We start from the raw sequence: 16,271 nt of genomic DNA, 5'->3' as shown, positions 1-16,271 counted from the left end.
GGTTGTGTAATTGATAAATCGGAGTAACGATGAAAAATTATGATATTGATAAAGAAAAACTGATAGTACGCATGCATCGAGTACAAGGTCAGCTTGCAGCAGTCAATACTATGATTGAAAACGATGCGAAGTGTCAAGATGTTCTTATGCAGCTTTCCGCTGCAACTGCTGCTTTACATTCTTTAGCAGTGATAGTGGCAAGGGAACATGTCAATAAAGAAATACATGAATCTGTAAAAATTGGTACCGAAGAAGGTGCCGATGCAGCAATGGAAGATATTTCTGGTATCATTGACAGGTTATTGCGTTACGAAAAAGCGTAGTATTGGTAGTATCTAGTGACTAATTCGCATAATATTCTGCACACTGTTCGTCAATTGCAATCACAGCCTTTCGAGGCTTCTTTCGTAGAGAAAAAATCAGAGTTTATTGGATGCATTTGTCATATTGATAATCTTGACGATGCTGCGGAATTTATGCAATCAGTGCGTTTTAAGAATCCTAAAGCTCGCCATGTTGCGTATGCTGCAATTTGTGGCTCGTCGAAAGCTCAATTGCATGAGCGCATGAGTGACGATGGTGAGCCAACTGGAACAGCAGGAAAACCAATATTAGATGTACTCAGATCGTCAAATTTAACAGATTGTGTAGTAACAGTAACGCGATATTTTGGTGGTATTTTGCTTGGAGCTGGTGGCCTAACCAGAGCTTATGTGCGTGCAGCAAGTATGGCAGTAGAATCTGCGCAAATAGTTGATATTATTACGTGCACTCGTTTTACTTGCAAGTTGCAATATCAACAATTGCGAATGTTGCAGCATATTGTAAGCCAAATGGAAGGCATAATTGACAACGAAATTTATGGTGCTGAAATTTCTCTTAATATTGCTATTCCAACTTTAAAATCACAAGAATTTCTTGATATGGTTCAGAATGCTTTTTCTGGAAACGTTGTGCCGAAAGCAGATGGTACTCTAAGTAATAAGCTGATAGATACTAAGCGTTAAAGGTGATTTCATGGAAAAGACTAATGAAAAAACAAACACTATTGACGATTCATCTTATGAACCTTTAACTGCTGTATATGAGCATTTACGACATAGCGAAGATTCAGCTGAGCTTCATGAATTTGCTAGGAGAGAATTACCGGATCGATCAGACCAAGCGGCATTTTCTAGAGCCACCTCCTTGCTTGAAGCAGTTGCAGGTAATATCAATACTCCAGAAGAAGACCGTATTTATTTAGCTACAGAAATGCCTTTCCCAAACATATTAGTGAAACTTTCTGAAGATTCTGCTGATAAAGTACGTTTGGCTGTTGCTGAAAATAAAAATGCTAAAAATTGGTTAGTTGGAAGACTTACTAAAGATTCATGTAACGCAGTTCGAAATGCTGCATTATGCAATCCAAAAGCTTCTTGGAAAATGCGTTTAGAGGGTGCGCAATCGGATGGCATAAGTGCTGAAACATTGAAATATCTCGCCTCCCTTGGTGTTAGTGCAGAAGAAAACGCTCCAACGGTAGTAGCTTCCATGGTACGAAGAGCTGTTGCGCTAAATCCTTGTGTTCCACAAAATGTGCTGCAAGAACTATGCAACGATAAATCTGAAGATGTATCATCAGCGGCGCGCAGTCGTTGCTAACGCGAATAATGGAGCGTATGGATAATACAACAGATGAAGAAGTAGCAATGAAGCCATTACACCGTCTTGCTGAATTAATGGGCGTTGGCGTGAGTTTTATTGGTTCGGATAATCAAAAACACGAGATTCAAGATAACGTATTAGTTTCTGTCTTAAGCGCATTAGGCGTAGACGCTTCCACAAATGAGACAATAGAAAAATCTATAAACGACGTTTTAGCGTATCGACACGGTCGTATTGTTGCTCCAACAGTTTTGCACACTGTTGGCAAATGTGATGAAGTTACAGTTAATACGGGAATATTAGAATACCCAGTTGCAACATTGACATTGGAAAATGGTGAACAATATAAAGGCGATTTAACTATTGTTCCTAACGAAAATGATGTTGCATACCCTGTAAATGGAAAATTTGTTGCAACATCTCTTATAAAAATTCCTGAAGATGTGCCAATGGGTTATCACACATTGCGTGTGACAGTTGGTGAGAGACAAGAAGAAGCAACACTTATTAGTGCTCCAGAAAGCATTGATACGCTGAATTCCTTAGAGCCCAATGGAGAACAGCTTTGGGGATGGATGGCACAACTTTACTCAATCCGTTCTTCAAAGTCTTGGGGTGTTGGTGATTTTGCTGATTTGGCGACTCTTCTTACTGAAGCTAAGCAAAAAACTGGCGCTGACTTTGTGTTAATAAACCCAATGCATGCAGGTGAGCCTATAACTCCGCTTACTCCATCCCCATACCTGCCGGTTGCTCGAGGAATGGTAAACGTAACGTATATTAGCCCAGAAAGTATTCCTGAGTACGAAACGTTAAACGATAAAACTCGCAAAGAAATTGAAAAACTTCATGGACAGGTTGAGCCGCTTAACAATGACGCGCAAATAATAGACCGTGATTCCATGTGGCGTGTAAAAATGCGTGCATTGTGGCTGATTTTCAAGGCTGGTATGTCTGAAGATCGCGCTCGCATTTTTAATGAGTTTAAGCATGAGATGGGTGACAGGCTTGAATCTTATGCCACTTGGTGCTTGTGCTACGACAAGTGGGGTGCTCCAAAGGGTGACGATTGCTGGGAGAAAACTCTTACTAAGGATTCTGATCAAGTTCGCGAATTAGCTAATCGTTTCCCAGATACTCTTGAGTTTTATCGTTGGCTTGAGTGGGTTGCTTTTACGCAATTGCATGATGCTCAAGTTGCTGCACGTAAAGCTGGTATGAAAATCGGCATTATGTCTGATATGGCTGTTGGCGTGCATCCTGCAGGATCTGAAGTTTGGTGGAATCCGGAGAGATTTGCTAACGGAGCTACTGTTGGCGCTCCACCTGATTACTTCAATCAGCAAGGTCAAGATTGGTCTCAGCCACCTTTGCACCCATTTGAGCTTGAGCGGACTGGTTTTAAAACATACCGAGATATGGTTCATGGAATGTTTGCTTCAGCAGGTGCTGTTCGCATTGACCATATTCTTGGACTTTTCCGCTTATGGTGGATTCCAGAAGGTTCAGCTCCAAGTGGCGGTGCTTATGTTTACTACGATGCTGATATTATGCTTGGCATTTTGGCAATTGAAGCCGCTCGTGCTCACGGTGTAGTTGTTGGCGAAGATTTGGGTGTTTTGCCCGCAAATGCTTTGGAAGTGTTGCGCAAGAAGGCTGTGCTTGGTTGCACGGTTGAATGGTTCGAAGAGCGTGACGGCGAATTCCGTACTCCAGACAAGTGGCGCGAAATGACGCTTGCATCTGTAAATACGCATGATTTGCCTCCTGCTGCCGGCTATTTGCGCTATGAGCAAGTTAATATTCGTGAGCGCTTGCACTTGCTTACTGGTTCTGTTGAAGAATTCCGCGCTGGAGCTGAGGCAGAGCATCGCGCTATGATGCGAATGTTGGTCAAAGGTGGTTATTTGGATGCTCAGTTGCTTGAGGATGAGGATGCTCATACTCAGGAGATTGTTGAAGCATTGTACCGCGCTTTGAAGGCTGCTCCTTCCAGATTGTTGGCTGCTTCTTTGGTCGATGCAGTTGGAGAGTGTCGTGTGCAAAATCAGCCTGGAACGAATGACGAGTATCCGAATTGGCGTATTCCATTAGCTGATGGTGAAGGCAATCCTGTGTCCTTGGATAATATGTTTGATTTGCCTCGAGTGCAGTCGCTTTCTGCGATTATGAATGCATAACATTTTGTGATTTATTTTGTTTGACAATTTGTTTAGCAATTTGTTTTGTATTCGTCTCAGCCTTATATAAAATAGACACTTGCAAGTAGTCGCCACTTGGCGATATACTTGCAGATTGTTGTGTTTCCCTAAGGGGTCCTTCAAAGCGCTTTTCCCACTCGCCATCGAGGACTTTCAGGGAGCCCACGGATTATGAGTAAAATATTTTCTATAAACCAAGAAGATATACGCTCGAAACACAATAGAGAAAAGGTACGATTGTGAAGACTTTCACACCGAAACCAGCAGATTTAACTCATGACTGGTACATCATCGATGCCACTGACGTGGTACTTGGTCGTTTGGCCTCTCAGGTAGCAATCTTGCTGCGTGGTAAGAATAAGCCAACGTTTGCTCCTCATGCTGATTCTGGCAATCACGTTATTATTATTAACGCTGAAAAGATTGCTTTGACTGGCAATAAGTTGAGCAAGGAACTGTATTCCCACTCTGGTCGTCCGGGCGGCCTTCGTCGTGATAGCTATGCAGAGCTTTTGGAAAGGAATCCAAAGCGTATTATCATGGCTGCCGTTAAGGGTATGCTTCCAAAGAATCGTCTTGCTAAGGTGCAGCTTGACCGTCTTCGTGTGTTCACCGGAGCTGAGCATCCGCACACTTCGCAGAAGCCACAGGTCTTCGAGATCGCTCAGGTCTCTCAGCAGGCTAAGTGAGATCAAGGAGAATAGATATGGCAGAAAATAACAACTCCGCGGTTCTTGAGAACGAAGAAGAACTGACTAGCTACACCACTGAAACCAATGCTGGTGCAGGCACTGGTACTTCCGCCATCGAGCCAGGCTACGGCACTGGTCGTCGTAAGGAAGCTGTTGCTCGCGTGCGTTTGGTTCCTGGCTCCGGTAAGTGGACTATCAATGGTCGCACTTTGGAGGAGTACTTCCCATCTCGTTTGTTGCAACGCGAAGTGAATTCACCAATCGTGTTGCTCAAGCTTGAAGGCAAGTTTGATGTTGTAGTCCTCGTTGACGGTGGTGGTACCACTGGTCAAGCTGGTGCTATTCGTTTGGGTGTTGCTCGTGCATTGAATACTATCGATCGCGATGCAAACCGTGTTGCTTTGAAGAAGGCTGGCTTCTTGACTCGTGACGCTCGCGTTGTGGAACGCAAGAAGGCTGGTTTGCACAAGGCACGTCGTGCACCTCAGTTCTCGAAGCGTTAAGTTTCGCGAATTTATATTTACAAATGGCTCCTGGTTTTGCTGGGAGCCATTTTTGTATTTTTTATTATTTATTAAATTTGTTGAGTAAATGTTATAAATAGTGTGTAATTATCTGTCAAAATTGACATTCTAGAAAAATTTATCTATTAATCGAACATAAATCATTACAAAAAAGAACAAATAACGAACAATAGAGGATAAAGCTCGCTCATAAATAGCGCAACTCGCTTCAAAGATGCGAAAGTACAGCAAAGAGACTAAATTGTGACTTGTATCACATATTTAGCGGTGAATACTAAATTAGTTTGTTCATAAGTCTATTGATACCGCTGGTGGAACTATCGAGGAGGATACTCATGGTTGAGGCACAACACCAAGCCGAAACTGGCAAAACTGCTAGTGCTGATGACATTGCGTTAGCTGCTCAAAATGAAGTTGATAAACTTGTTGAAAAAGCAACTGTCGCTTTGAATGAGTTTGAGAAGCTTAATCAGCAGCAAATTGATCATATTGTTGCTAAAGCTTCAGTGGCAGCGTTGAATAAACATTTGGTTCTTGCAAAGATGGCTGTTGATGAAACAGGTCGTGGTTTAGTAGAAGATAAAGCTACAAAAAATATCTTTGCATGCGAACATATTACGCATTATCTAGCAGGTCAAAAAACAGTTGGTATTATTCGCGAGGACGATGTTCTCGGAATTGACGAAATAGCTGAACCGGTTGGTATTGTTGCAGGCGTCACTCCAGTTACAAACCCAACTTCTACAGCTATTTTTAAGTCGCTTATTGCACTTAAGACTCGTTGCCCAATTATTTTTGGATTCCATCCTTTCGCCCAAAAGTGCTCTTCTGAAGCAGCTCGAATTGTTCGCGATGCTGCTGTGGCTGCAGGCGCGCCAAAAGATTGCATTCAGTGGATTGAGCATCCTTCAATTGAAGCTACTGGTGCATTGATGAAACATCCAAAGATCGCAACTATTCTTGCAACAGGCGGTCCTGGAATGGTTAAGGCGGCGTATTCTTCAGGAAAACCTGCTCTTGGTGTTGGTGCTGGAAATGCTCCTGCATATGTCGATAGTGATGTTGATATTGTGCGTGCTGCAAATGATTTGATTCTTTCAAAGCATTTTGATTACGGAATGATTTGTGCAACAGAGCAAGCAATTATTGCGCATAAGGATGTATATGAGCCATTGCTTCGCGAATTGAAGCGCAGGAAAGCATATTTTGTTAACGCTGACGAAAAAGCTAAGCTTGAACAATATATGTTTGGATGCACTGCATATTCTGGAAATACGCCAAAACTTAATTCTGTTGTTCCTGGTAAGTCTCCGCAATATATTGCGCACGAAGCTGGATTTGAAATTCCAGAAGATGCTGTGATTTTGGTTGCAGAGTGCAAAGAAGTTGGCGAAATGGAGCCGCTTACTATGGAAAAGCTCGCTCCTGTACACGCAATGCTTCGCGCAGAAAATAAGGAACAAGGCTTCAAGATGTGTGAACAGATGCTTGTGCATGGAGCTGGTCACACTGCTGTAATTCACACAAATAATCAAGATCTTGTGCGCGAATATGGTGTTCGTATGCATGCTTGCAGAATTGTTTGGAATTCTCCTGGATCTCTTGGTGGCGTTGGAGACATTTACAACGCGATTGCTCCTTCGCTTACTCTTGGATGCGGATCTTATGGTGGAAATTCCGTTTCTGGCAACGTACAAGCTATAAATCTTCTTAATATTAAGCGTATTGCACGAAGGAATAATAATATGCAATGGTTCAAGATTCCGGCTAAAACTTATTTTGAGCCGAATGCTATTCGTTATTTGAGGGATATGTATGGCGTTGAGCGCGCAGTTATTGTGTGCGATAAAGTTATGGAGCAACTTGGCGTAGTCGATAAGATTGTTGATCAGCTTCGTGCTCGAGATAATCGCGTTAGCTTCCGTATTATTGATTACGTTGAGCCTGAGCCAAGCGTTGAAACAGTTGAGCGTGGCGCAGCAATGATGCGTGACGAATTCCAGCCAGACACAATTATTGCTGTTGGTGGCGGTTCTCCAATGGATGCTTCTAAGATTATGTGGCTTATGTATGAGCATCCGGAGATTTCTTTCGCTGATTTGCGAGAAAAGTTCTTCGATATTCGAAAGCGCGCATTTAAGATTCCGTCTCTTGGTAGCAAAGCTAAGCTTATTTGCATACCAACTTCTTCCGGAACTGGTTCTGAAGTTACGCCTTACGCTGTTATTACAGATCACAAGACTGGATACAAGTATCCTATTACGGATTACGCTTTGACTCCAACGGTCGCAATAGTCGATCCTGTTTTGGCTCGTACTCAGCCGCGTCGATTGGCGTGCGATTCTGGTTTTGATGCTTTAACTCATGCTATGGAAGCTTATGTTTCTGTTTACGCAAATGATTTTACGGATGCTATGGCTTTGCACGCTTCGAAACTTATTTGGGAAAATCTCAACGATTCTGTGAATTGTGAAGATTCTCAGCGCAAGATTGAAGCAAAAGAAAAAATGCATAATGCAGCTACTATGGCTGGAATGGCGTTTGGTTCTGCATTCTTAGGAATGTGCCACGCTATGGCTCATACTATTGGTGCTTTGTGCCACGTTGTACACGGTCATACGAACGCAATTTTGCTGCCTTACGTTATTCGTTATAACGGTCAAATTCCGCAAGAGCCAACTAGCTGGCCAAAGTACAACCGCTATATTGCTCTTGAGAGGTATCAGGAGATCGCTAAGAATCTTGGTGTAGATCCTGGTAAAACTCCTGAAGAAGGCGTTGAAAATCTTGCTCGTGCTGTTGAAGAGTATCGAAATGAAAAGCTTGGCATGGACGCTTCGTTTAAGGCTTGTGGCGTAGACGAAGCGTACTACTGGTCGATACTTGACAATATTGGCATGCGTGCTTACGAAGATCAGTGTGCGCCTGCAAATCCTCGTATTCCGCAAATTGAGGATATGAAGGATATTGCTATTGCTGCATATTATGGTGTTTCTCAAGAAGAAGGTCATCGCATGCGTTTGGAGCGTGAAGCGGCGTAATTATTTGCATATCTAGTTAATAATGGCAGAAGCTCAACTAATTGTAGTTTCTGCCATTTTTTTGTTGGAAAATAGCCGACACGCCCGGTTTTTAATAATCGAAGGTTGATGGTTTAATTACTTAGTTGCCTGTTTTAAGGCTCGCATATTGTAATTAAAAAAAGCGAGCGCGGAAGCAAAAACTTTGAATCGAAATCTTTTTGTATGAATAGGTTTTTGATGCCGCGCACTGATGTGGAATTACCCTAGGGGTTTATTCTCGCCGGTGCCCTTGAATTCAGGTTGGTAAACAGTAAACGAATCGCTAGAAAGGGCGGACGGCAATGGCGGGACAGAAAATCCGCATCAGGCTTAAGTCCTATGACCATGAGGTCATCGACCAATCGGCGAAGAAAATCGTCGAGACGGTGACGAACGCGGGCGCCACAGTGGTGGGTCCGGTTCCTCTGCCGACCGAGAAGAACGTGTTTGTTGTTATCCGTTCTCCTCATAAATACAAGGATTCTCGCGAGCATTTCGAGATGCGCACTCATAAGCGTCTCATTGACATCGTAGATCCAACGCCAAAGGCTGTGGATTCTTTGATGCACATTGACCTGCCTGCGGATGTAAACATCGAGATCAAGCTGTAGGAAGGGGGAGAAAGTAATGTCGCAGAATAAGAATCGCACTGCATTGCTCGGCCGCAAGCTGGGTATGTCGCAGGTTTGGGATGAAAACGGCTTCTTCGTCCCCGTAACTCTGGTTGAAGTTGCTACTAACGTAGTTACCGCTGTAAAGACTGTAGAGTCTGACGGTTATTGCGCAGTACAGCTCGGTTACGGCCAGATTGATCCTACCAAGGTGACTAAGCCATTGGCTGGTCATTTTGCAAAGGCTGGTGTAACTCCTCGTCGTCACCTCGCTGAGGTGCGCACCGAGAACGCGGCAGATTATCAGCCAGGTCAGGAATTGACTGCTGAATTGTTCGCTGAGGGTTCTGAAGTAGATGTCACTGGCACTACCAAGGGTAAGGGTTTTGCTGGCACTATCAAGCGTTGGGGCTTCAAGTCCTATCGTCGTACTCACGGCTCGCACAAGAACGAACGTCGCCCAGGTTCTGTGGGCGCTTGCGCAACTCCAAGCCGCATTTTGAAGGGCAAGCGTATGGCTGGTCGCATGGGTCATGTGACTTCCACCGCGCTTAACCTCACCATCGTTTCTTCGGATGTCGAGAACGGCATTCTCGCTATTAAGGGCGCTGTTCCAGGTCCTAAGGGCGCAATCGTTCTCGTCCGTTCGGCAGTGAAGGGAGCCTGATAATTATGGCAAACGTAACTCTGAACGTCACTGATACTAAGGGCAATGCAAACGGAACCGTTGAAGCTCCTGCTGAAATTTTCGGCATCTCCAACGAAGACGTTTTAGCTCACGGTCCACTGGTTCATCAGGTCGTAATCGCTCAGCTTGCTGCTGCTCGTCAGGGCACCCATGCTGTGAAGAATCGTGCTAATGTTTCCGGCGGCGGTAAGAAGCCATGGAAGCAGAAGGGCACCGGTCGTGCTCGCCAGGGTTCCATTCGTGCTCCTCAGTGGGTACATGGTGGCGTTGTTCACGGTCCAGTTCCTCGTAAGTACGATCAGCGCACCCCGAAGAAGATGAAGGCAGCTGCTCTTCGCTACGTTCTTTCGGATCGTGCAAATGCTGGACGTATTGCTGTAGTTGACTTTGGTATTAAGGATGTTCCATCCACCAAGACAGCTGTTGCAGCACTTACTCCTGTGACCAATAACCAATTCACTACTGTTGTTCTTTCTCGTGAGAACATCAATGAGTGGATGTCTGTACGCAACATTCCAACTGTTCACGTGATCTTCGCTGATCAGCTCAACACTTACGATGTTGTTACAGCTCAGTACGTCGTCTTCTCCAAGGAAGGCTTCGAAGCCTTCGTTGCTGCTAAGACCGAGCCTGTCGTTAAGGAGGCCTGATTTAAATGGTCGCAGTCCATAACCCAGCACATGACGTAATTCTTAAGCCAGTTGTTTCTGAAAAAAGTTACGCAGCTTCTGATCGTGGTCAGTACACTTTCGTAGTGGCTCCAGATGCTAACAAGGTTCAGATCAAGCAGGCTATCGAAGAAATCTTCAAGGTCAAGGTGACAAACGTTAACACTTTGAACCGCGCTGGCAAGTTGAAGCGCTCTCGCACCGGTTTCGGCCGTCGTGTGAACCAGAAGCGTGCTATTGTCACCGTGGCTGAAGGTCAAACGATTGACATCTTTGGTAACTGAAGGCTAGCCGAGAAAAGTAAAGGAATACTATATTATGGCTATCCGCGTTTATAAGCCGACGACTGCAGGCCGTCGCAACGCTTCGGTTTCGGATTTTGCCGAGATCACGCGTTCTACGCCTGAAAAGTCGCTGGTACGCAAACTCAGCAAGACTGGTGGTCGTAACTCTTACGGCCGCATGACTTCTCGCCATCGCGGCGGTGGTCACAAGCGTCAGTATCGTCTCATCGACTTCAAGCGTTGGGACAAGGATGGCGTGCCAGCAAAGGTCGCTCATATTGAGTATGACCCTAACCGTTCCGCTCGCATCGCTTTGTTGCATTACGCAGACGGTGAGAAGCGTTACATTATCGCTCCTGAAGGCGTTGCCCAGGGTGATGTTATTGAGACCGGCGCTCAGGCTGATATTAAGCCAGGCAACAACCTGCCTCTGAAGAATATCCCAACTGGTACCGTGGTTCACGCAATTGAGCTTCGTCCACTTGGTGGTGCGAAGATTGCTCGTTCCGCTGGTGCTGCTGTTCAGCTCGTCGCTAAGGATGGTGCTTATGCGCAGTTGCGTATGCCATCTGGCGAAATTCGTAACGTGGACGCTCGTTGCCGCGCTACTGTTGGCGAAGTAGGTAATTCCGATCACGCCAATATCGAGCTTGGTAAGGCAGGTCGCGCACGTTGGCTTGGTCGTAGACCAATCACCCGAGGCGAATCCATGAACCCTGTGGACCATCCACATGGTGGTCGCACCCGTGGTGGTAAGCCACCAGTTTCTCCATGGGGCAAGGGCGAGGTTCGTACACGTCGTCCAAAGAAGGCTTCGAACAAGATGATTGTTCGTCGTCGCCCGAATGGTAAGAACCGCAAGTAAGGGAGTGTCGAATAGATGACTCGTAGCATCAAGAAGGGCCCTTTCGTCGACGCCCACTTGCAGAAGAAAGTCGACGAGCAAAACGACAAGGGTACGCACAATGTCATTAAGACTTGGTCGCGTCGTTCGATGATCACTCCTGATTTCATTGGACACACCTTTGCCGTACATGATGGCCGCAAGCATGTGCCGGTATTCGTTACCGAAGCCATGGTTGGTCATAAGCTCGGTGAGTTCGCCCCGACCAAGACCTTTAAGGGTCATGTGAAGGACGACAAAAAGGCACGCCGCTAAAGGAGAGTTAGGACACATGGAAGCTAAAGCAATTGCTCGTCACGTTCGCGTGACGCCGCGCAAGGCTCGCCGCATGGTCGACCTCATCCGAGGCAAGCGTGCAAGCGAAGCTATTACCATTTTGAAGTTTGCTCCTCAGGACGCATCATTGCCGGTGCGCAAGGTTCTTGAAAGCGCGATTGCTAACGCTCGCGTTAAGGCTGAAAAAGCCGGTGAACCATTCCGTGAGCAGGACTTGGTCATCAAGGAAACCTATGTGGACGAGGGTGTAACGCTTAAGCGTTTCCGTGCTCGTGCACAGGGTCGCGCTGCGCGCATTAACAAGCGCACAAGCCATATCACTGTTATCGTCTCGCTTAAGGAAGGAGCCCGCTAAAGATGGGTCAGAAGATCAATCCTTTCGGCTATCGCCTGGGCATCACCGAGAATCATCGCTCTAAGTGGTTCTCTGACTCCAACAAAGCTGGCGAGCGTTATCGTGACTTCGTCCTTGAGGATGACAAGATTCGCAAGGAAATGAGCCATGACCTCGAGCGTGCTGGCGTATCTCGTATCGTTATCGAGCGCACTCGTGATCGCGTTCGTGTAGATATTCACACTGCTCGTCCGGGTATTATCATCGGTCGTCGTGGCGCTGAAGCTGAGCGCGTTCGCGCAAAGCTCGAGAAGCTCACAGGCAAGCAAGTACAGCTCAACATCTTCGAAGTGAAGAACGCTGCACTTGACGCTCAGTTGGTTGCTCAGGGAATTGCGGAGCAGTTGACAAACCGTGTTACATTCCGTCGTGCTATGCGTAAGGCACAGCAAGATGCAATGCGTGCAGGTGCCAAGGGTATCCGTATCAAGCTCTCCGGTCGCCTTGGTGGTGCCGAAATGAGCCGCTCTGAGTTCTATCGCGAGGGTCGCGTTCCACTGCAGACCCTTCGTGCCTTGATTGATTACGGCTTCTTTGAAGCTAAGACCACATACGGTCGTATCGGCGTAAAGGTCTGGATCTACAAGGGTGATATGACCGAGCGTGAGTTCGAAGAGCAGCAGGCTCAGCAGGGTAAGCGTGAAGGTCGTCGTGGTGGCGATCGTCGTCCACGTCGTGGCGCACGTCCTGCTAACCAGCAGAAGGCTGCTGAAGCACAGGCTGAAAAGCCAGCTGAAGCTGCAGCTGCTGAAGCTCCTGCCGCAACGGAAACGAAGGAGTGAGCAGATGCTTATCCCAAAGAGGACTAAATATCGTAAGCAGCACCGTCCTACCCGTAGCGGCATGTCTAAGGGTGGCACCGAGATCGCTTTCGGCGATTTTGGTATTCAGGCGCTGGCTCCGGCTTACATCACTAACCGACAGATCGAGGCAGCTCGTATCGCAATGACTCGCTACATTAAGCGTGGCGGTCGTGTGTGGATTACGATCTTCCCAGATCGTCCATTAACCAAGCACCCGCTTGGTGCGCGAATGGGTTCCGGTAAGGGTGCTCCAGAATTCTGGATTGCCAACATCCACCCAGGACGCGTAATGTTCGAGATCGGTGGTGTTTCTGAGGACATCGCTCGCGAGGCTTTGCGCCGCGCTATCGATAAGCTCCCAATGAAATGCCGTGTTATTGCGCGTGAAGGCGGTGACATCTGATGCCAGTCGGAACTGCAGACTACACCATCAAGAATTTGAACGAGAAGACAAATGCTGAGATCGAAGGCTTCTTGAAGAAGTCTAAGGAAGAGCTATTTAACTTGCGCTTCCAGGCAGCAACTGGTCAACTCGAAAACAGCGCTCGCCTCAAGGCGGTCAAGCACGACATTGCCAGGATGTATACTATCCTGCGTGAGCGTGAACTCGGCATCAGCCAAGAGCCTGGCGCCACTGAGGTCAAGGAGAAGTAAGCATGGCTGAGAACCAAGAGCGCAACTTCCGCAAGGTTCGTCGCGGCTACGTCGTGTCCGAGGCCATGGACAAGACAATCGCCGTTGAGCTGGAGCAGCGTTCGACACACCCGCTTTACGGTAAAGTCGTTCGCTCCACCCGCAAGGTCAAAGCCCATGATGAACACAATGAGGCACATATTGGCGACCTCGTGAGTATTATGGAAACTCGGCCACTGAGCAAGACCAAGCGTTGGCGTCTCGACTCGATTATCGAGCGCGCCAAGTAAACAAGTTCGGCAAGGCTCCGCGCTTCACCTGTGTCTGCTAATGTGTAGACACAGGTGAGTGGGGAGAACCAGCTCGGCTAAGGAGAATCAATGATTCAGCAGGAAACGCGGCTTCATGTCGCCGACAACACGGGTGCTAAGGAGTTACTTGCCATCCGCGTGCTCGGTGGATCGAAGCGACGCTATGCCGGCATCGGCGACATCATCGTCGCCTCCGTCAAGGACGCGATCCCTGGCGGGTCGGTCAAGAAAGGCGACGTAGTTAAGGCTGTCGTCGTCCGTACTGTCAAGGAACATCGCCGTGTCGATGGTTCCTATATTAAGTTCGATGAGAACGCCGCCGTAATTCTCGGCTCCGGTCGTGAACCAAAAGGCACTCGTATCTTCGGACCAGTCGGTCGTGAATTGCGTGATCAGCGCTTCATGAAGATTGTGTCCCTTGCTCCGGAGGTGATCTGATATGGTAGCCAAGATTAAGTCCGGCGACCAGGTGAAGGTCATTCGCGGCAAGGATCGCGGTAAGGAAGGCAAAGTAGTTCGTGTACTAGCCGATGACCGTTTGATTGTAGAAGGCGTTCAGATCGTTAAGAAGCACGTTCGCGCCACCCAGCAGGGTCAGCAGGCGGGCATTGTCTCGGTTGAGGCTCCAATCCATCGCTCTAATGTGATGGTTATTGATCCAGAGACCAAGCAGCCTACACGCGTTGGCGTGATTGTTAAGCAAGAGGCTCGTGACGGCAAGGTTAAGACCGTGCGCGTGCGTGTCGCCAAGAAGTCCGGAAAGGAGCTGGCATGACCGATACTACAGTTGAGTTGCCGGCAACTCCGCGCTTAAAGCAACAATACAAGGATGAAATCGTACCAGCCTTGGAGAAAGAATTCGGCCACACTAATCCTATGCAGGTGGCTCGCGTGCAGAAGGTTGTCGTCTCTATGGGTGTCGGCGCTGCAGCTCGTGATTCTAAGCTCATTGAAGGTGCGATTAAGGATCTCACTTTGATTGCCGGCCAGAAGCCAAAGGTAACTAAGGCAAAGAAGTCTGTCGCTCAGTTCCATTTGCGCGAAGGTCAGGCTATCGGTGCTTACGTAACTCTTCGTGGCGATCGTATGTGGGAATTCTTGGATCGTTTGCTCACTCTGGCTTTGCCTCGTATCCGCGATTTCCGTGGTATCAATGGCAACCAGTTTGACGGTCAGGGTAATTACAACTTTGGTCTTACGGAACAGTCTATGTTCCATGAGATTGATCCTGACTCGATTGATCATCAGCGTGGTATGGACATCACCGTGGTGACTACCACCAAGGACGATGTGGAGGCCAAGTCTTTGCTTAAGCACCTCGGTTTCCCATTCAAGGAGAACTGAAATGGCAAAAACCGCTCTGAAAAACAAGGCGGCCGCCAAGCCGAAGTTCAAGGTACGCGCTTATACGCGTTGCCAGGTTTGTGGTCGTCCTCACTCCGTGTATCGCAAGTTCGGTCTGTGCCGCATCTGCCTTCGTGAGAAGGCTCATCGCGGTGAGTTGCCGGGTGTTACGAAGTCCAGTTGGTAAATATCGACGCTGAAGGTCCACTGCTTGAAGACAAAGTTCTCATATAGAGGCGGTGGAAACCACGGCGAGAAAGGGCGTTAGCCCACATGACAATGACAGATCCAATCGCAGACATGTTGACACGTCTGCGTAATGCGAGCGCGGCAAAGCACGATACCGTGGAAATGCCGTACTCCAAATTCAAGGCGAATATCGCCGAGATTCTGAAGCACGAAGGCTATATTAAGGACTTCGCTGCTAAGGAAGCTAAGGTTGGACAGACGTTGGAAATTACGTTGAAGTATGGCTCCAATGGCCAGCGTTCTATCCAAGGCATCAAGCGCATTTCTAAGCCAGGCTTGCGTCGTTACGCAAAGTCTGATGCTTTGCCAATGCCTCTTGGTGGTCTCGGTATTGCTATTATCTCGACCAGCTCGGGATTGTTGACTCAGAAGGAATGCCTCGATCGAGGCATTGGCGGCGAAATCGTCGCCTACGTATGGTGAGAAAGGAGAGCTGAAGATGGCATCGCATATTGGTAAGCTCCCCGTCGACATTCCTGCAGGCGTGGAAGTAAAGATTGAAGGTCAGTCCTTCAGCGTCAAAGGCGCTAAGGGTTCTGATTCTTATGAAATTCCAGAGGGAATCACCGCAGCAGTCGCTGACAATCAGATTGTTCTGACTCCAGTTGACGATTTGCGTCCAACTCGTGCAAAGCATGGTTTGGCTCGCGCAATTGTTGCTTCTATGGTGAAGGGTGTACATGAAGGCTACACCAAGACTTTGGATATTGTCGGTACCGGTTATCGTGCAGTGATGAAGGGCAAGGGCATTGAGTTCTCGCTCGGTTATTCTCACACTATTACCGTTCAACCACCGGCAGGTATTGAGTTCGAGTTGCCAAATCCTAACCAGGTAATCGTAAAGGGCACCGATAAGCAGACTGTTGGTCAGGTTGCTGCTAACATTCGTAAGCTTCGTGCTCCAGAACCTTACAAGGGTAAGGGTATTAAGTACACCGATGAACGTATCCTGCGCAAGGCTGGAAAGGCTGGTAAGTGAT

General features: G+C 47.4%; 24 protein-coding genes. All 24 read left to right on the top strand.

Going from position 1 to position 16,271, the window contains the following annotated elements; genetic code table 11:
* Nucleotides 1–29: 29 nt before the first annotated feature.
* The 24 genes from HXT32_RS05705 (at nt 30) to rplF (ending at nt 16,270) form a co-directional block, all read left to right on the top strand.
* Nucleotides 30–323, top strand: coding sequence for a metal-sensitive transcriptional regulator (locus tag HXT32_RS05705; RefSeq protein ID WP_004109707.1), 294 nt, complete (start codon nt 30–32; stop codon nt 321–323).
* 15 nt (nt 324–338) lie between these two features.
* A complete protein-coding gene (locus HXT32_RS05700) occupies nt 339–1,007 on the top strand; it encodes a YigZ family protein (protein ID WP_288231018.1) in 669 nt (222 codons plus the stop codon).
* 10 nt (nt 1,008–1,017) lie between these two features.
* A complete protein-coding gene (locus HXT32_RS05695; protein ID WP_415693584.1) occupies nt 1,018–1,644 on the top strand; it encodes an AbrB family transcriptional regulator in 627 nt (208 codons plus the stop codon).
* 8 nt (nt 1,645–1,652) lie between these two features.
* Nucleotides 1,653–3,827, top strand: a complete 2,175-nt coding sequence (malQ, locus tag HXT32_RS05690; protein WP_422118947.1) for a 4-alpha-glucanotransferase — start codon at nt 1,653–1,655, stop codon at nt 3,825–3,827.
* A 260-nt stretch (nt 3,828–4,087) separates the two neighbouring features.
* Entirely contained in the window at nt 4,088–4,537 is a 450-nt protein-coding gene (gene rplM, locus HXT32_RS05685) for a 50S ribosomal protein L13 (protein ID WP_012913824.1), read from the top strand.
* Between the two features lie 17 nt (nt 4,538–4,554).
* Nucleotides 4,555–5,043 carry a 30S ribosomal protein S9 gene (gene rpsI, locus HXT32_RS05680; protein ID WP_410310961.1) on the top strand — a complete coding sequence of 163 codons (489 nt, stop codon included), beginning with the start codon at nt 4,555–4,557 and terminating at the stop codon, nt 5,041–5,043.
* A gap of 356 nt (nt 5,044–5,399) precedes the next feature.
* Nucleotides 5,400–8,105, top strand: coding sequence for a bifunctional acetaldehyde-CoA/alcohol dehydrogenase (adhE, locus tag HXT32_RS05675; RefSeq protein WP_422118946.1), 2,706 nt, complete (start codon nt 5,400–5,402; stop codon nt 8,103–8,105).
* A 323-nt stretch (nt 8,106–8,428) separates the two neighbouring features.
* Nucleotides 8,429–8,737, top strand: coding sequence for a 30S ribosomal protein S10 (rpsJ, locus tag HXT32_RS05670; protein WP_003808013.1), 309 nt, complete (start codon nt 8,429–8,431; stop codon nt 8,735–8,737).
* 16 nt (nt 8,738–8,753) lie between these two features.
* Nucleotides 8,754–9,404 carry a 50S ribosomal protein L3 gene (rplC, locus tag HXT32_RS05665; RefSeq protein ID WP_004105519.1) on the top strand — a complete coding sequence of 217 codons (651 nt, stop codon included), beginning with the start codon at nt 8,754–8,756 and terminating at the stop codon, nt 9,402–9,404.
* A gap of 5 nt (nt 9,405–9,409) precedes the next feature.
* The gene (gene rplD / locus HXT32_RS05660; RefSeq protein WP_012913826.1) at nt 9,410–10,075 is read left to right on the top strand and encodes a 50S ribosomal protein L4; all 666 of its coding nucleotides are present in this window, start codon (nt 9,410–9,412) and stop codon (nt 10,073–10,075) included.
* Nucleotides 10,076–10,080: 5 nt separating this feature from the next.
* Entirely contained in the window at nt 10,081–10,377 is a 297-nt protein-coding gene (rplW, locus tag HXT32_RS05655) for a 50S ribosomal protein L23 (protein WP_004105515.1), read from the top strand.
* Nucleotides 10,378–10,411: 34 nt separating this feature from the next.
* Nucleotides 10,412–11,242 (top strand): 50S ribosomal protein L2, encoded by an 831-nt coding sequence (rplB, locus tag HXT32_RS05650; RefSeq protein WP_004574091.1) that lies wholly within the window; start codon nt 10,412–10,414, stop codon nt 11,240–11,242.
* A gap of 15 nt (nt 11,243–11,257) precedes the next feature.
* Nucleotides 11,258–11,536 (top strand): 30S ribosomal protein S19, encoded by a 279-nt coding sequence (gene rpsS, locus HXT32_RS05645; protein ID WP_004114357.1) that lies wholly within the window; start codon nt 11,258–11,260, stop codon nt 11,534–11,536.
* Between the two features lie 16 nt (nt 11,537–11,552).
* On the top strand, nt 11,553–11,912 hold the full coding sequence (gene rplV / locus HXT32_RS05640) for a 50S ribosomal protein L22 (RefSeq protein WP_004105510.1): 360 nt from the start codon (nt 11,553–11,555) through the stop codon (nt 11,910–11,912).
* Between the two features lie 2 nt (nt 11,913–11,914).
* Nucleotides 11,915–12,733: a 30S ribosomal protein S3 gene (gene rpsC, locus HXT32_RS05635; RefSeq protein WP_004574090.1), complete on the top strand. Its 819-nt coding sequence runs from the start codon at nt 11,915–11,917 to the stop codon at nt 12,731–12,733.
* Nucleotides 12,734–12,737: 4 nt separating this feature from the next.
* Complete coding sequence (gene rplP / locus HXT32_RS05630) at nt 12,738–13,157, top strand: 50S ribosomal protein L16 (protein WP_004109684.1); 420 nt, start codon at nt 12,738–12,740, stop codon at nt 13,155–13,157.
* On the top strand, nt 13,157–13,408 hold the full coding sequence (rpmC, locus tag HXT32_RS05625; RefSeq protein WP_004105502.1) for a 50S ribosomal protein L29: 252 nt from the start codon (nt 13,157–13,159) through the stop codon (nt 13,406–13,408). Before rplP ends, rpmC begins: the two co-directional genes overlap by 1 nt.
* A gap of 2 nt (nt 13,409–13,410) precedes the next feature.
* Complete coding sequence (gene rpsQ, locus HXT32_RS05620; protein WP_004114365.1) at nt 13,411–13,677, top strand: 30S ribosomal protein S17; 267 nt, start codon at nt 13,411–13,413, stop codon at nt 13,675–13,677.
* Nucleotides 13,678–13,767: 90 nt separating this feature from the next.
* Nucleotides 13,768–14,136: a 50S ribosomal protein L14 gene (rplN, locus tag HXT32_RS05615; RefSeq protein ID WP_004574089.1), complete on the top strand. Its 369-nt coding sequence runs from the start codon at nt 13,768–13,770 to the stop codon at nt 14,134–14,136.
* Between the two features lies 1 nt (nt 14,137).
* Nucleotides 14,138–14,473, top strand: coding sequence for a 50S ribosomal protein L24 (gene rplX, locus HXT32_RS05610; protein ID WP_012913827.1), 336 nt, complete (start codon nt 14,138–14,140; stop codon nt 14,471–14,473).
* Nucleotides 14,470–15,042 carry a 50S ribosomal protein L5 gene (gene rplE, locus HXT32_RS05605; RefSeq protein ID WP_004109679.1) on the top strand — a complete coding sequence of 191 codons (573 nt, stop codon included), beginning with the start codon at nt 14,470–14,472 and terminating at the stop codon, nt 15,040–15,042. The genes rplX and rplE overlap by 4 nt, the downstream gene beginning before the upstream one ends.
* A gap of 1 nt (nt 15,043) precedes the next feature.
* Nucleotides 15,044–15,229 (top strand): type Z 30S ribosomal protein S14, encoded by a 186-nt coding sequence (locus HXT32_RS05600; RefSeq protein WP_003808046.1) that lies wholly within the window; start codon nt 15,044–15,046, stop codon nt 15,227–15,229.
* A gap of 86 nt (nt 15,230–15,315) precedes the next feature.
* On the top strand, nt 15,316–15,714 hold the full coding sequence (rpsH, locus tag HXT32_RS05595) for a 30S ribosomal protein S8 (RefSeq protein ID WP_004105495.1): 399 nt from the start codon (nt 15,316–15,318) through the stop codon (nt 15,712–15,714).
* Nucleotides 15,715–15,730: 16 nt separating this feature from the next.
* A complete protein-coding gene (gene rplF / locus HXT32_RS05590; RefSeq protein WP_004109673.1) occupies nt 15,731–16,270 on the top strand; it encodes a 50S ribosomal protein L6 in 540 nt (179 codons plus the stop codon).
* The last annotated feature ends 1 nt before the right edge of the window (nt 16,271 follow it).

Source organism: Gardnerella sp. DNF00747 (assembly GCF_049262675.1).
Classification (GTDB): Bacteria; Actinomycetota; Actinomycetes; order Actinomycetales; family Bifidobacteriaceae; genus Bifidobacterium; species Bifidobacterium swidsinskii.
This window is presented reverse-complemented; position numbering and strand designations above follow the sequence as displayed.